Raw genomic sequence first — 15,587 nt, forward strand, 5'->3', positions numbered from 1 at the left:
ACGTGAATTTACTAACACAAATCTCAAAAATACCGGAAACATATTTAACTTTATCAACTGTAGAAATTGAGAGTCGTATTCATAAAATTAAAAAAGAACTTGGTACAAAGCTTTTAATTCCAGGGCATCATTATCAAAAAGACGAAGTAATTCAGTTTGCTGATGTGACAGGAGATTCTTTACAACTAGCTCAAATATGTGCAGCAAATACCGAAGCGGAGCATATTGTCTTTTGCGGCGTACATTTTATGGCAGAAACAGCTGACATGTTGACGTCAGCACATCAGCGTGTTTACTTACCGGATTTACGTGCGGGATGTTCAATGGCTGATATGGCAAACATTCATCAAACCGAACAGGCTTGGGATGTTTTACAGGAGATTTTTGATGATACGATTATCCCATTAACATATGTGAACTCAACTGCCGCCATTAAAGAATTTACAGGTCGTCACGGTGGAGCTTGTGTGACTTCTTCAAATGCTAAAAAAATGGTCGAATGGGCATTTACACAAAAACAACGTCTATTCTTTTTACCAGATCAACATCTTGGTCGAAATACTGCGTTCGACTTGGGTATTCCATTAGAACAAATGGCAATTTGGGACCCGATTAAACGTGCCTTAGTTTTTGAAGGCGACAAACAAGATATACGTGTCATCTTATGGAAAGGGCATTGCTCTGTACATGAAGGTTTTACTGTTCAACATATTGAACAAGTACGCGAAAATTATCCTGATATGAAAGTAATTGTTCATCCAGAATGCAGCCATGAAGTCGTACAAGCTTCCGATGATGCCGGTTCGACAAAATACATTATTGATACAATTGCACAGGCTGATCCCCATATAAGTTTCGCAATTGGAACAGAGATGAATTTAGTCAAACGAATCATCAAACAATATCCAGAACGTCACATCATCTCATTGAACGAAAACATGTGTCCTTGTTTAACAATGAACCGAATTGACTTACCGCATCTACTTTGGCAATTAGATCAAGTCGTGGCAGGTGAGACGATGCATCAAATTACAGTAGATGATGAAACAACGAAATATGCCTTACAGTCGCTAGAACGCATGTTACAAAACACATAAATTAAAGGGATTTCGGTCGTTTGACATACCGAAATCTCTTTATTATTTTCCCCATAAAAAAAGAGCCTGCCTATGGTGAATTAGGTGGCTCCGCGCTTACGTCTTATACTTCAACTTCGACTTCATTTAGTACAACAGCTTCTTCCTCGCTTGATTCCTCGTAAGCTTTTAACACTGATTCTTGAATCTTTGTTCTTGTACCAGAGTTAATTGGATGTGCAATATCTCGGAACTCACCATCTGGCGTACGTTTACTTGGCATTGCTACGAATAACCCTGTATTCCCATCGATTACACGAATATCATGTACGACGAATTCGTTGTCCAGTGTGATGGAAGCGATTGCTCTCATACGACCGTCTGTTTGAACACGGCGCAATCTCACGTCTGTAACTTCCATTTTTTCACCACCTCTCATCTTAGTTGCATAACTAATCCTATCCACTTTCTTTATTCTTCAAAAATTACCCAATTCCTTCTTATTTTTTTTAAATTTTTAGAATTTATTTTATGTATAAAAGAAATATATGTCGAAAAGTTCATTTATTTGTTTTTTTAAATCAAAAAACACCTCTTAGTATAAAAGAATACTAAGAAGTGCTTTATTTTATAAGATTATACTAATGCGATTACTTCAATTTCAATGCGCGCATCTTTTGGTAGGCGTGCTACTTCTACTGCGCTACGTGCTGGCTTATGCTCTCCAAAATAGTTTGCATAAATCACGTTCATTTCTGCAAAATCATTCATGTCTGCCATAAAAACAGTTGTTTTTACAACACGATCTAATGATGTACCCGCTTCTGCAAGTACAGCTTTTAAATTTTCAAAAACTTGTTGTGTTTGTGCGACAATGTCACCTTCAACCATAACACCTTCTGCAGTCAATGGAATTTGACCTGAACTGTAAAACATATTGTTTACAATCATACCTTGTACATATGGTCCAATCGCTGCTGGAGCCTTTGCTGTCGAAACTTCTTTCACCCTAATTTCCACCCTTCGTAAAGTAATTTCCCTCTGTTAAAACAATTGTACGGTCTTTTTCGTTCACTTCTTTTAGCTTCACAAGTGAATAGTAATCGTCGACTAGACGCTCATCTGGATGCTCTGCTTCAACTAACACAGCACACCCTGCTAATGTACAGTCGAATTCTTCTAAAAGATTCTTCATACCATTCATCGTACCGCCAACTTTCATGAAGTCGTCTGTAATAAGTACGCGTTGACCGCTTTGCATACTACGTTTTGATAATACCATCGTTTGAATACGACGAGAAGACCCTGACACATAGTTAATACTTACGGTAGAACCTTCTGTTACCTTATTATCGCGTCGTACGACAACAACAGGTACGTTCAAGTGTCGTGCAATTGCATGAGCAATCGAAATACCTTTTGTTGCTACTGTCATAATAACATCGATTTTTTGGTCACAAAATGCAGATGCAAATACTTTTCCTACACGATTCATCAAATCTGGATTGCCCAATAAATCTGTCATAAACAGATAGCCACCCGGTAATAAACGATCCGAATGCCCTAATTCTTGTTTTAATTCTTCAATAATCTTCTTCACTGCAGTATCCGGCACTTTTGGAATATACTTTACGCCACCAGCTGCTCCTGGAACAGTTACCAATAAACCAATTCCTCTTTCTTCAAACGTTTCTTTCACAATCGATAAGTCTTCACTAATTGAAGATTTAGCTGATTGATATGATTCCGCAAAGAAAGTAAGTGGAATTAATTGTTGTGGATGCTCCATTAAATAATGCGTCATATCTACAAGACGCTCACTACGCTTCCATTTCATGTGATTCACTCCTGAACACGAATATTCTATACAAAATTTACCATAAACATACGTCTTTAATCAAGCAACTCGCGTTCGCCTAACATTCGTATCGCATATACTTCGTCACAAAAACCTCTTAAACCATTTACAATGCGTGTTGTACGCGTTTCATTTGATACAAGTCCGAATACTGTCGGGCCACTTCCACTCATCAATACCGCATCTGCACCAAAACGCTTCATTTGTTCCTTAATGCTCGATACTTCTGGATGAAGCTTTAATGTAACGCTCTCTAAAACATTCCCCACACTCGCGCACATTTCCTCATAACTACCCTTTGCAATCGCATCCCTCATTCTCTGTGTATCTGGATGCTCAATCGAATCTAATTGTAAACCACCATATACTGAACCTGTTGAAACGCCAATTGATGGCTTCGCTAATACAACCCAACAATTCGGTGGTGCCTCAATATGCTCAATCTTTTCACCACGACCTCTTGCAATAGCTGTCCCCCCATATACACAATATGGAACATCTGAGCCAATTTCTGAACCGATTTCTGCAATTTCATCTAATGTAAGCTGTAAATTCCATAAATCATTTAAACCTTTTAATGTAGCTGCTGCGTCACTACTACCACCAGCTAAACCAGCCGCAATCGGTACTTGTTTATCAATTGTAATATTTACGCCTTCTTGAATCTTAAAACGCTCTTTTAAAATAGCTGCTGCTTGATAAGCTAGATTGCGATGGTCATTTGGTACAAAGTTATTTGAAGAATAAATATGAATCGCATCATCTTCACGTAATTCTAGTCCAATGCGATCGGCTAAATCTACCGTTGTCATAATCATTTCTACCTCATGATAGCCATCAGGACGCTTATTTAAAACATCTAATGTTAAGTTAATCTTAGCGGGTGCTTTTACATAAAGCATATAAAGATCCTCCACTTCTTTCCTTGTTGCGAATTTCGCTCAATTGATTACTGTTTTATATTTTATCATAACTACCACATAAGTAGGAGAGTTAGAAATTTGTCATAACAAAAACACTTATCTAGTTATAAGATAAGTGTTCAAAAAATCATAAAAATTATAAATACTAATCAATTACTGCAGTTTTAGGTTCTTCATCGAATGTAATTTCTACTGCCTCTGTCAAAATATCTGTATAGCTGTATGAAACGCGTTCAAACGCATTTTCATCTTGATCTAAGTCCACTACAAATACTGCGCGATAAGTCTCACGTAATGTTCCAACGCGCTCAATGGTCTTCTTGCGTCCACCGTTTGCTCTTAATTGCAGACGTTTACCCAAATGACAATCTAACGACTTTTTAATGTCGGCTAATGTTTTTGGCATTTCGCTTACACCTCACTAGATACAAGCATAGCAAAAATACCTACGTTTGTCAATACATAAATAAATATTTTATCAAGCAGCAATTCTTATGTCAATTCTTTTTTATATGATTTTCTATATTTTTTTCTAAGAATGAAAAATTGGTAACAAATGGTCTGACAACTTCCCAAATTCTTCTATTGATAAGGTTTCACCGCGTCTTGTCGGCTCAATACCTGCTTCTTCAAGCGCAACTAAAATTTCTTCTTTGCGTGCTTTTCCATTTGGCAATTGCGATTGTAAATTATTCAATAGCGTTTTACGACGTTGTGCAAATGCAGCTTTCGTAACTGTAAAGAAGAAGTCCTCATCCTTTACTTGTACAGGTGGTGCATCATGACGAATCAGACGCAATACAGCCGAGTCAACATTCGGTTGTGGCATAAATACCGTTTTCGGTACAATCATCGCAATCTCAGCTTGCATATAATACTGTACAGCGATTGAAAGTGAACCATACGCTTTTGTACCTGGTTTTGCAGAAATACGGTCTGCTACTTCTTTTTGCATCATGACAACCATTCCGCGTAACGGTAGACCTTCCATTAATAATTTCATAAGAATTGGTGTTGTTACATAGTATGGTAAGTTCGCTACAACCATAATATCCTCATAACCTGCTAATTGTGTATCAATCACTTCTTTTACATTTGCTTTTAAAATGTCTGAATGAATGATTTCGACATTATCGTATGGAGAAAGTGTATCTTCTAATACAGGTAATAGACGCTGGTCAATCTCAAATGATACCACTTTACCTGCTTGGCGTGCTAAGTGTTCTGTTAAAGCACCGATCCCAGGACCCACCTCAATGGCTGCGCTATCCTTCGTTAAATCTGCATGTCCTACAATGTTTCTTAAAATATTTGGATCGATTAAAAAGTTCTGCCCTAAACTCTTTTTAAATGAAAAGCCATACTTTTTTAAAATCTCCTGTGTGCGAACGGGTGTCGCAATATCTTTATGCATGTTTTTCCTCCTGATTCATTTGTGCAATTGCTGCACCAAACTGTTCTTCTGTGATTTGGAACATTTCTAGTCTTTTTACTAGTTGTTTTCCATTCGTTGGACCAATATTTAAAAGTTCACCTAAACGTTCACGACGCTTTTTGGCAGCTGGATGTGATAATAATTGAGCTGCGATTAAATCCTCTAATGTAATTGTCGAAACAAACTTATCATCTGCAACTGTATAAACGTTTTGCAAAGCTGTTCTAATGTCTTCAGGACTAGCATGTTCAATCCCCAACCCTTTGCCATTCTTCGCAATCGTTTGTTTTTTAGGTAAAAAAGCGTGTTTAACATTTGGAATCTGTTGTTCGATTAAAGCGCGAATACGACGACCTGGATAGTCTGGATCCGTTAAAACAATCACGCCTCTTACTTCATGCGCATGTTGAATCCTTTCTAAACATTCTTTTGAAATAGCTGAACCATTTGTTTCAATCGTATCAGCCTCTACTGCTTTTCGAATCGCTGTTGTATCGTCTTTTCCTTCTACTACAATGACTTCTTTGATTTTCACGTACGTTCAAATCCTCTTTTCATCTCAGTTTGCAATATTCCTATTATACACGAAGTTGAACTATAGTGAAAATATGCGTTTTTCTCGAAAAAAAAGAGGGGGCATATTATATCTATGCTTCCCTCTTTATTATTTATAATACAGTAATTTTCACTGTACGGCGACCCCAGTTACGCATCGCTGTTTTTGATTTTAAGAATACATCAATACGGTTACCGCGAATTGCGCCACCTGTATCTCCTGCAATTGCTACACCATAACCTTGTACATATACTTTAGAACCTAAAGGAATGACACGAGGATCAACTGCGATTACTTTCCTATTCGGATTTTTACGTAAGTTGATACCTGTCGCTGTAATACCTGAACATCCGTAGCAATATGCTGTATAGGCTGTTGCTTCTACATACATTGTACGACCTGAACTATAATTTGAACCTGATGCTTTTTTCGTACGGCTTAAATATTTTGATGATACATAACCTTTTTTACCTTTGTACGAAACTTTATACCAGCCACCTTTTTTACTTACATATGTGACTGTAGCACCTTTTGGTAATACCGCAATGCGCTTATATTTTGTACTTGCACCTTTACGCATATTTAATGCTGCTGTTGTTCTGTATTTCTTAGATGCGACTGTTGCAATTTTTTCACCTGCAAAACGATTTGCATCTACTGATGTATTTGAAGTCGTTGATTTCGCTTCTGTGTTACTTGCCTGTTCGTTAGTTGTAGAGCCAAATACTGCAGCTACTACAAACGCAATCATCAGTGAAAGAGTTGTAAAACCAATTTTCACTTTCGAATTTTTTAATGATTCCGGGAACAGTTTTTTCATGGAATGATTTGACATGAAAATACCTCCTTATTCACTCGTTGGATTATAAAGACTCTTTTTTGGACTGTCAATAGTAGAAAAAATACCTATTTTTAACAAATCCTGTAGAATCAATCATTTGAGTTCATAAGGAAATTAGGGCTTTCTACTTAATTTTATAAAAAAGACGATGTGCATTCTCTGTTGTAATTTTCGCTACTTCTTCCACTGTAATGCCTTTCAATGCTGCGATTTGTTCTGCAATGAGAGGGATGTAAGAAGGCTCATTTCTCTTACCACGATATGGATGTGGTGTAAGATATGGTGCATCTGTTTCTAACATGATGTATTTCAGCGGAATTTCTTCAGCAACTTTTTTCGGTGTTTTCGCATTTTTAAATGTAACAGGACCGCCTAAACTGATAATAAAATTAAGTTTATTAATACAAAATTCGGCTGTTTCCACGCTTCCACTAAAACTATGCATAACACCACCGACTTCTTTCGCATTTTCTTCATCCAAGATTGAAATACAATCTTCTGTTGCATCACGGTTATGGATGACAATCGGTAGTTTTACTCTTTTTGCTAGAGCAATTTGTTTTCGGAAGATCTCTTTTTGAACATCCTTCGGTGATTTATCCCAATGATAATCCAGTCCAGTTTCACCAATGGCAACCACTTTTGGATGCGTGGCAAGTGTTTCAATCCACTGCAAATCTTCGTCTGTGCAATCAATTGCATCGACTGGATGCCAACCAATTGCTGCGTATAAAAATTCGTATTCTTCAACTAACTCCATGGCGCGCGTAATAGTCGGACGATCAAATCCGACTACAATCATTTTTTGAACATTCGCATCCAAAGCTCGTTGAATTACTTCTGTTATGTCTTCGTCATATTGTTCTGCGTTTAGGTGCACATGTGTATCCATTAACATCATGGCTTCCTCCTTCACTGTACTTATTTTATCCGTTTTAATATTTCATATATAACCTGTATATTACAAATTTATTACATAAATTAATTTTTCCAATTTAAAATTTATTAATATAATACTAATTGCATATTAAATTGGAATTAGTCCTCTTTAAATAGTGTTTAAGTAGTAAATTTAACTATCATGAAATTCTAACTTTTTCTATAATTACCAAATAAAAAAGAATGTTTTTTCATAAAAAAACTGGAAATGTTATAAAATCATCTCCAGTTTTTGTATTTTCTTATTTTACTTTTGCACCATTTGCTAATTTTTCATCTACACTAGCTAAAACAAGTACGTCATCTTTACTTCCTGCTAAAATCATTCCTTGTGATAATTCACCACGAAGTTTCACAGGTTTTAAGTTTGCAACAACAATCACTTTTCGTCCAACTAATTCTTCAGCTGTATAGAATTTTGCAATCCCCGATACAACTTGACGTTGTTCATAACCTAAATCTACTTGTAACTTCATTAACTTGTCTGCTTTTGGCATTTTTTCTGCTGCAGTTACTGTTGCTACACGTAAATCTACTTTCATAAAATCATCAATTGAGATTTCAGGTGCTTCTTCATCATAGACATCTGCTTCTTCTGTTACTTCTAATGTTTTAACAGAACCTCTCATTTGTTCACGAATATATTCTACTTCTACCTCTTGTTCAAGACGAGGGAAGATTGGTTCACCTTTTTCAATCACTTTTGTACCTGCTGGAATAACATGCGTTTGTGTTAATGTCTCCCAAGCCAGTACATCTGTTGATAAGCCTAATTGACGAATAATTTCCACAGGTGATTTTGTCATGAATGGTTGTAATAATACTGCCACACGACGTAAATTCTCTGCTAAATTATACATAACCATTGCAAGCTGTGGTTTTAAAGCCTCATCTTTTGCAAGAACCCAAGGTGATGTTTCATCAATATATTTATTTGTACGTGATACAAGTGCCCAAACATCCGATAACACGACGCTAAATTGCATTTGATCCATATTTTTTTCGTACTTCGCAATCGTTTCATCTGCTTGTGCTTGTAATGCAGCATCAAATTCAGTGGCTTGTAAATTTTCTGTTGGAATCACACCATCGAAGTATTTATTCATCATCGAAATTGTACGGTTTAATAAGTTTCCTAAGTCATTGGCTAAATCAAAGTTTGTACGCTCTACGAATGATTCTGGAGAGAATACGCCATCTGAACCGAATGGTAACTCACGCAATAAGAAATAACGTGTTGCATCAAGTCCATAACGTTCAATTAACATTTCAGGATACACAACATTTCCTTTTGATTTAGACATTTTGCCGTCTTTCATCATAATGAAACCATGCGCAAATACTTTTTTCGGTAATGGTAAATCTAGTGCCATTAAGAAGATTGGCCAATAAATTGTGTGGAATCGCACGATATCCTTACCTACTACATGTACGTCTGCTGGCCAGTATTTACTGAAGTCACCATTCTCATCTGTTGGATATCCTAAAGTTGTAATATAGTTTGTTAGTGCATCTACCCATACGTAAATAACGTGACGTGGGTCTCCAGGAACACGAATACCCCAGTCGAATGAAGCACGTGATACAGATAAATCTTCTAGTCCTGGTTTGATGAAGTTATTTACCATTTCATTTTTGCGTGATTCTGGCTCAATGAATTCTGGATTTGCTTCATAGTATTGTAATAATCGATCCGCATACTTCTTCATATTAAAGAAGTATGATTCTTCTTTTACTTTATTTACTGGGCGACCACAATCTGGACAGTTGCCATCTACTAATTGCATTTCTGTAAAGAATGATTCACAAGGCGTACAGTACCATCCTTCATATTCACCTTTATAAATATCGCCATTATCTAAAAACTTTTGGAAAATTTTCTCAACCGCTTCAGTATGACGTTTTTCTGTTGTTTGAATGAAGTCATCATACGAGATGTCCATCATCTTCCAAAGTTCTTTTGCAGACGCCGCAATCTCGTCTACATAATCTTTAGGTGATTTATTTGCTTCTTGTGCTTTTTCTTGAATCTTTTGACCATGCTCATCCATTCCTGTTTGGAAACGAACATCGAAGCCTCTTAATCTTTTATAGCGAGCCATTGTATCTGCTGCTACTGTTGTATAAGCTGTACCGATATGGAAACGACCACTCGGGTAATAAATAGGTGTAGTTATATAGAACGTTTTCTTTTCATTATTCACGAAAACTTCCTCCATTGTCTAATTTGTTTAAACCTTATTTTATAGGAGTACCCTACTCCTTTCAAGTGAACTCTACAAGACTTATTTTCTAACAGAAAAAGAATCCAGCTTAATTCCCTTGAATTCAGGGTATTTATCTGTAGTTCAACATTTTTGTAAATCTTAGTAAAAGCGAAATTTGTCTTTTTGTCTTATTTTGTCGAAAAAAAATACTTTAACTTTAAAACACTATTTCAGACGTGAAAACTGTATTTTTCAACACGTTTTGGCTATTTAAATCAAAAACATATGCTTATTTCACTTGTAAAATGGATTTTTTTTCAAAAAAATATTAAAATAATCAGGTAAAATAATTGACGTATATGTAATTAGTTGGTATGATAAGTCACAGATGAAGAATTAATGTCGAATTTTGACGAAATATATAATATATAAAATTTAAATTAGGAGGTAGATTATTAATGAAATCTACAGGTATTGTACGTAAAGTTGATGAACTAGGCCGCGTGGTTATTCCGATCGAACTTCGCCGCACATTAGGTATTGCAGAGAAGGACGCTTTAGAAATTTATGTTGATGATGATAAAATCATCTTAAAAAAATATATGCCTAACATGACTTGCATGGTAACAGGTGAAGTATCAGATGATAACTTCCGTCTTGCTGGCGGTAACTTAATTCTTAGCCCAGAAGGCGCACAAATTTTAGTAAAAGAAATTCAATCTAAAATTTCAAAATAATCATTTCAGTAGTGTAGAGTAACGATTTATTAAACCATAAACCTAACCTTGTTTTAATATGTGATCTATAATATATAGAAAAGCCCTTATGAAATTTCGCCGTTTCATAGGGCTTTTCTTCTTTATGCTTCTATATGATACTCTTGGTACACTTCACGCTTTGATAACTTGCGTAATTTTGATACTTCTTTAATCGCCTCTTTTGAGCTCATTGCTTGTTCATCTATTAATTGTTGTACATGCTCTTTAATCGATAAAGCTTCCCAAGTTGCAGCTTCTTCTACAATTTCTTCTTGAGTTCCTTCTATTATAACTACAAACTCGCCGCGTACTTCATTCGTATTTGCCCATTCAAGTGCTTCTTCTACTGTTCCACGAATAAATTCTTCAAATTTCTTTGTCAGTTCACGAGCTAATACAATTTGACGATTCCCTAAAACAAGTTGAACATCTTTTAACATCTCTTTTAAACGATGTGGTGCTTCATAAAACAAAATAGTCTCTTGCTTATTACGTAAAGTCTCTAGCCCCTCACGACGTTCTTTTTTATAACGACTTAAAAATCCATGAAAATAAAAAGGTTGTGTTGGTAATCCCGAAGCAATAAGCGCTGTAATTGCTGCATTTGCACCTGGAAGTGGCACAACTGCAAAATCTTCTTGAATTGCTTTCATTGCAATATCTGCTCCTGGATCTGAAATTGCAGGTAAACCAGCATCACTTACAAGTGCAATCGTCTTTCCATCACGTAGTAATTGTAATAACTTTTCACCACCAACTTCTTGATTATGGTCGTGATAACTAATAAGTGGTGTGTCGATTTCAAAGTAATTACATAACTTTTTCGTATTACGTGTATCTTCTGCTGCAATGTAATCTGCTTCTTTTAAAATACGAATTGCGCGCATTGTGATATCTTCTAAATTTCCAATCGGTGTAGCTACTAAATAAAGACATGGACCTTTTTCGTATTGGCTACTCATCTGTGTCTGAATCAAATTCGACACCTCTTTCTCGCATATATTTTATTTTTTCTAATCTGCTTTTCTTTTTAAAATAATACTCAGCAGACATCGCTTCTGACTTTGTTTCAAAAACTTCATAATACATACATTCCACAGGCAAGCGACATCGCGTATACTTCGCCCCTTTTCCTGCATTGTGTGTTTTAATTCTCTGCTCTAAACGATTTGTATAACCTGTATAATACGTACCATCTGCACAACGAAGTACATACATACAATGGTTAAGACTCTTTTCCATATAGCATCTCATGTACTTCTTTTGTATATTCACCGTTCTCATCATATACATAAAGAGGAGGTAGAATTTTTAAATCTGGTTTTCCATCTTTGATTCCTTCTATTAAAAGTGTATTGGCTTCTTTCCCTTGTTTTGGATAGACGAACTGAATGCGTTTTGGCTCAATTCGATTTGCACGCATAGCTGTCACAATATCTAATAAACGTCCTGGCCGATGTACAAATGCTGCCTTACCACCTTGCTTTAATAACTTGCCTGTTGTATAAATCATCTCATCTAATTTCAAATGAATTTCATGACGTGCGATTGCGACATGCTCTTTTAAATTTTTATCACTTGCTTCATGCGCTAAAAAATATGGTGGATTGCATGTCACAATATCGTGTTTTTCGATTCCTAATACACTACTGATTGTTTTAACATCACCTTGCATGATTTTAATTTGATTTTCTAGTTTGTTATATTGAACACTACGCGTCGCCATATCTACTAGTTTTTCTTGTAATTCTACTGCTGTGATATGCGCTTTTGTTCGTTTACTTAAAAATAAAGGAATCGCTCCATTTCCAGCACATAAATCAATTATACTTCCTTTATGATGTGGAACATTCACAAATTGTGATAGTAAAACTGCATCTAAAGAGAATGAAAAAACAGACGGACTCTGAATAATACGCAATTCCTCTGCTAATAAATAATCTAACCTCTCATCATCTTTTAACCATTCTTCCATACTTTAATATCCCTCCAACATAGCAAAAGACTGAGCCACACATACATGTGGAATCAGTCTTTTAGCCGTTTTGCTTCTCACCTTTTTTATCAAAAAACGTAAGACAGAATAAACATTCTTCGCCTTTTCTTGAGCTTCCAAAATTTAACGAACAAACATGATAACCCTCTTGATACAGACGAGCTAAGTTATCATAACCCTCTCCAATATCAAAAAGTTCTTTCTTTGTACGATCTGGCTTCTCTTGAATCTCAATGGATTCGTTACTCGCTAGAACCTTTTCTAATCTTGTACGTAGGTGATGATTATCCATTTGGAGCGCTTGATGCTCCTCCATCATCGATGCTACTGAATTTTTCAAGACCTCAAATTGCTTTTGCATCAACTCAAGCTGCTGTTCGAACTCCATAACAGTATCTAAAAAATTACGGTCCTTCACTCAAGCCACCTCATTATTGATCTATTGAACGCTCTTACCCATACTTTGTAAAATTTCGTCCAATGTGTAATCTAAAACACGTTTATGCTCAAATAATTCAATTTGTAACATTCTCTCAAGAATATTTAAGCCAACTACTTTCCCTTTTCCATCGGGTGTATTTACTGTATAACCGATATCAGGCATTTTTTCACGAACTTCTTCGTATTCATCGTTTTCATATTTTAAACAACACATCAAACGACCACATAAGCCTGAAATTTTTGTTGGATTTAATGATAAATTTTGATCTTTTGCCATCTTAATTGAAACAGGCTCAAAATCGCCTAAGAATGTTGAACAACATAACATACGACCACATGGACCGATACCACCCAACATTTTTGCTTCATCACGCACACCAATTTGTCTTAATTCAATTCGTGTACGGAAAACAGCTGCTAAATCTTTTACAAGTTCACGGAAATCAACACGACCTTCCGCTGTAAAATAAAAGATAATTTTATTGCGGTCAAACGTATATTCAACGTCAACAAGCTTCATATCTAATTGATGCTCCACAATTTTTTCAGTGGCTAAATCAAATGCTTTTCTTGAATCCCTTGTGTTCTCCTCTACTTGAAAACGATCTTGTTCATCAGCTGGTCGAACCACTTGTTTTAAAGGAAGTACGACATCATCTTCCCCTACCTCGCGAATTGGCACAACAATCTTACCATACTCAACGCCTCTTGCTGTTTCTACAATTACATAATCATTTTTTTCGATTTGATAAGCACCAGGGTCAAAATAATATATTTTACCCGCTTTCTTAAAGCGGACACCGACAACTTTATACAAAGGATTTCCCCTCCTGAAGGTTCAGCATTAACTGCTCCATCAGCAACGTTCGATTCATATTACTCTGTAGCTGTTGACGTGCACGTAGGACGGCTTCCAACTGTACAGATAAATGCTGATACGATGAACGTAAAGCTAGCGTACTCCACAACTGTTTTTGATCTGGGTAAGTTAGCTCTGCCTCTGGGTTTGCCTTTATTGCTACTATATCACGAATTGCAAATAATAGTAGGTCTAATGCCAATTCCATCTGCTCTTTTTCTTTAAAGGCAGGCAACCATTCTTCATGTACAACTAACAATGACTCATGTACATTTTTTGAAACTGCCTCTACCAATTTTAACACTGTTTTTCTTGCATGTGCAAACGCATCATCATTTGATAAACGAAGTGCCTCATCTAAATTAGCTGTAATCATACTTAACGTCGATGCACTTGAATATGTAACTTCGTGTTCTTGTAGTTGTTTTACTAGAAGTTTTTTAGAGGCTGGCTGGAATTTAATCTGCTGACAGCGCGAACGAATTGTAGGAATAATCGCATTTATATTATTCGTTAAAAAAATTGCTGTGACTGTACCATCCGGCTCTTCTAAATATTTTAAAAGTTTATTAGCTGATTTTACGTTCAAACGTTCTGCATCATGAATTACATAAATTTTTCTGCCTTCTTCGACACCTTTTTTACTTAATTCATCTAGTAAACGTTCAATTGCATCTACTTTAATAAACTGCCCTTCTGGAAAAACTTCATGAAAATTCAGATGGTTTCCTGATTGCAGTCGCACACAACTTCTGCATGTTTCACATGGAACATGACCATTTGGATGTTCACAAAGTAACAATTCCGTAAAATAGAACATCATTTCCTCTACTAAAGAACCTCTAGTTCCTTCAAAAATATAGGCATGCCCTACTTTTTGATGGTCAAAAATTGTTTGAAGTTGTTTTAAAACATATGGTTGAGTCTGTTCCAACATTGTTAAATCGACTTGCATCATTTCACCTCTTTTAAAAAAACCCGTGTTCCGGTCCTACCGAAAAACACGGGAGCTACGTGTATAAGTTAATTAATAAACCTTTAATTTCACCAATCTTAGCTAATAAATCAACTGAACTTTTTTCTTCATCTAACATATCTTCTGTTAACTCAACTAATTTTTCATCAATTGTATCAACAATTTTCAAACGTCTTCCTTCTCCGAAGCGATTCCATGTATGAGATTGTTTTAATTCCATACCATAGGATACAGCTTCTTTCAAAAAACGTTTTACAAGCATTTTAAATTTTGCTAAATCTCTTAAATTACGCGACTTTGCTATACGATCTCCTGCTGTTGAAATATCGCCTAATAACCTTGTAATTTGCTCAGTTTGCATTTTTTGACCTTGTGAAACAACCATATCACCAAAACGGGTATTAGGTTGCTGCATAGGCAAAGGTTTTCTTGCTTGGTTATTACCGATTCGAAGATCTTGATTAATCTTCAAAGACGAACGCCTCCACTCTAGAAATGATGGAACTGTTCAATTGGTAGAACGAATACTGTTGCTCCACCAACTTCTACTTCTACGGGGTAAGGAATGTATGAATCTGCATTACCACCCATTGGAGAAATTGGTGCAACCATTTGATCTCTTGCACGACAATTTTCTCGAATGACATCTAAAACTTTTGGAACTAATGAATCTTCTGTACCTATTAAAAATGTTGTATTTCCAGAACGAAGAAATCCACCTG

20 protein-coding genes (1 of these 20 running past the window's edge) are annotated in these 15,587 nt (G+C 35.9%); 2 read left to right on the forward strand and 18 right to left on the reverse strand.

Annotated features, from left to right (window positions below):
• The first annotated feature begins 2 nt into the window (after positions 1-2).
• Complete coding sequence (nadA, locus tag ASO14_RS14035) at positions 3-1,097, forward strand: quinolinate synthase NadA (RefSeq protein WP_156422386.1); 1,095 nt, start codon at positions 3-5, stop codon at positions 1,095-1,097.
• Between the two features lie 103 nt (positions 1,098-1,200).
• Here the strand turns inward: nadA and spoVG are convergent, their stop codons facing one another.
• From spoVG to metG, 10 genes are all read right to left on the reverse strand, one after another.
• Positions 1,201-1,497: a septation regulator SpoVG gene (gene spoVG / locus ASO14_RS14040; protein ID WP_068456752.1), complete on the reverse strand. Its 297-nt coding sequence runs from the start codon at positions 1,495-1,497 to the stop codon at positions 1,201-1,203.
• Positions 1,498-1,712: 215 nt separating this feature from the next.
• Positions 1,713-2,084, reverse strand: coding sequence for a RidA family protein (locus ASO14_RS14045; protein WP_068456755.1), 372 nt, complete (start codon positions 2,082-2,084; stop codon positions 1,713-1,715).
• Between the two features lies 1 nt (position 2,085).
• Positions 2,086-2,913: a pur operon repressor gene (gene purR / locus ASO14_RS14050; RefSeq protein ID WP_068456758.1), complete on the reverse strand. Its 828-nt coding sequence runs from the start codon at positions 2,911-2,913 to the stop codon at positions 2,086-2,088.
• Positions 2,914-2,969: 56 nt separating this feature from the next.
• Positions 2,970-3,836, reverse strand: coding sequence for a 4-(cytidine 5'-diphospho)-2-C-methyl-D-erythritol kinase (ispE, locus tag ASO14_RS14055; RefSeq protein ID WP_068456762.1), 867 nt, complete (start codon positions 3,834-3,836; stop codon positions 2,970-2,972).
• 166 nt (positions 3,837-4,002) lie between these two features.
• On the reverse strand, positions 4,003-4,263 hold the full coding sequence (veg, locus tag ASO14_RS14060; RefSeq protein ID WP_068456765.1) for a biofilm formation stimulator Veg: 261 nt from the start codon (positions 4,261-4,263) through the stop codon (positions 4,003-4,005).
• A gap of 126 nt (positions 4,264-4,389) precedes the next feature.
• Positions 4,390-5,271, reverse strand: a complete 882-nt coding sequence (rsmA, locus tag ASO14_RS14065; protein ID WP_068456768.1) for a 16S rRNA (adenine(1518)-N(6)/adenine(1519)-N(6))-dimethyltransferase RsmA — start codon at positions 5,269-5,271, stop codon at positions 4,390-4,392.
• The gene (rnmV, locus tag ASO14_RS14070; protein ID WP_068456771.1) at positions 5,264-5,827 is read right to left on the reverse strand and encodes a ribonuclease M5; all 564 of its coding nucleotides are present in this window, start codon (positions 5,825-5,827) and stop codon (positions 5,264-5,266) included. Before rnmV ends, rsmA begins: the two co-directional genes overlap by 8 nt.
• A gap of 133 nt (positions 5,828-5,960) precedes the next feature.
• Positions 5,961-6,683 (reverse strand): 3D domain-containing protein, encoded by a 723-nt coding sequence (locus ASO14_RS15330; protein WP_068456774.1) that lies wholly within the window; start codon positions 6,681-6,683, stop codon positions 5,961-5,963.
• Positions 6,684-6,813: 130 nt separating this feature from the next.
• A complete protein-coding gene (locus tag ASO14_RS14080) occupies positions 6,814-7,587 on the reverse strand; it encodes a TatD family hydrolase (RefSeq protein WP_068456777.1) in 774 nt (257 codons plus the stop codon).
• 283 nt (positions 7,588-7,870) lie between these two features.
• Positions 7,871-9,847, reverse strand: a complete 1,977-nt coding sequence (gene metG, locus ASO14_RS14085) for a methionine--tRNA ligase (protein WP_068456781.1) — start codon at positions 9,845-9,847, stop codon at positions 7,871-7,873.
• 446 nt (positions 9,848-10,293) lie between these two features.
• Here metG and ASO14_RS14090 point away from each other — a divergent pair, with 446 nt between their 5' ends.
• A complete protein-coding gene (locus ASO14_RS14090) occupies positions 10,294-10,572 on the forward strand; it encodes a transition state genes transcriptional regulator AbrB (protein WP_068456783.1) in 279 nt (92 codons plus the stop codon).
• 122 nt (positions 10,573-10,694) lie between these two features.
• Here the strand turns inward: ASO14_RS14090 and rsmI are convergent, their stop codons facing one another.
• The 8 genes from rsmI to ASO14_RS14130 all read right to left on the reverse strand — a co-directional run.
• Positions 10,695-11,567: a 16S rRNA (cytidine(1402)-2'-O)-methyltransferase gene (gene rsmI, locus ASO14_RS14095; protein WP_068457602.1), complete on the reverse strand. Its 873-nt coding sequence runs from the start codon at positions 11,565-11,567 to the stop codon at positions 10,695-10,697.
• Entirely contained in the window at positions 11,548-11,835 is a 288-nt protein-coding gene (locus ASO14_RS14100) for a GIY-YIG nuclease family protein (protein WP_068456787.1), read from the reverse strand. The genes rsmI and ASO14_RS14100 overlap by 20 nt, the downstream gene beginning before the upstream one ends.
• Positions 11,819-12,568 carry a tRNA1(Val) (adenine(37)-N6)-methyltransferase gene (locus tag ASO14_RS14105; protein ID WP_068456790.1) on the reverse strand — a complete coding sequence of 250 codons (750 nt, stop codon included), beginning with the start codon at positions 12,566-12,568 and terminating at the stop codon, positions 11,819-11,821. Before ASO14_RS14105 ends, ASO14_RS14100 begins: the two co-directional genes overlap by 17 nt.
• 61 nt (positions 12,569-12,629) lie before the next feature.
• Positions 12,630-13,007 carry a DNA replication initiation control protein YabA gene (gene yabA / locus ASO14_RS14110; RefSeq protein WP_068456793.1) on the reverse strand — a complete coding sequence of 126 codons (378 nt, stop codon included), beginning with the start codon at positions 13,005-13,007 and terminating at the stop codon, positions 12,630-12,632.
• Positions 13,008-13,028: 21 nt separating this feature from the next.
• Complete coding sequence (locus tag ASO14_RS14115; RefSeq protein WP_068456798.1) at positions 13,029-13,847, reverse strand: PSP1 domain-containing protein; 819 nt, start codon at positions 13,845-13,847, stop codon at positions 13,029-13,031.
• Positions 13,840-14,844, reverse strand: a complete 1,005-nt coding sequence (locus ASO14_RS14120) for a DNA polymerase III subunit delta' C-terminal domain-containing protein (RefSeq protein ID WP_068456801.1) — start codon at positions 14,842-14,844, stop codon at positions 13,840-13,842. Before ASO14_RS14120 ends, ASO14_RS14115 begins: the two co-directional genes overlap by 8 nt.
• Positions 14,845-14,899: 55 nt before the next feature.
• A complete protein-coding gene (locus tag ASO14_RS14125) occupies positions 14,900-15,337 on the reverse strand; it encodes a YaaR family protein (protein ID WP_068456804.1) in 438 nt (145 codons plus the stop codon).
• Between the two features lie 17 nt (positions 15,338-15,354).
• Positions 15,355-15,587 carry the 3' portion of a cyclic di-AMP receptor DarA gene (locus tag ASO14_RS14130; RefSeq protein ID WP_068456806.1) on the reverse strand. Its footprint extends 97 nt past the window's final position, so the window shows 233 of its 330 coding nt (coding positions 98-330); the start codon falls outside the window, past its right edge — the gene reads right to left on this strand; it ends in the stop codon at positions 15,355-15,357.

Source organism: Kurthia sp. 11kri321, assembly GCF_001534765.1.
Lineage (GTDB): Bacteria > Bacillota > Bacilli > Bacillales_A > Planococcaceae > Kurthia > Kurthia gibsonii.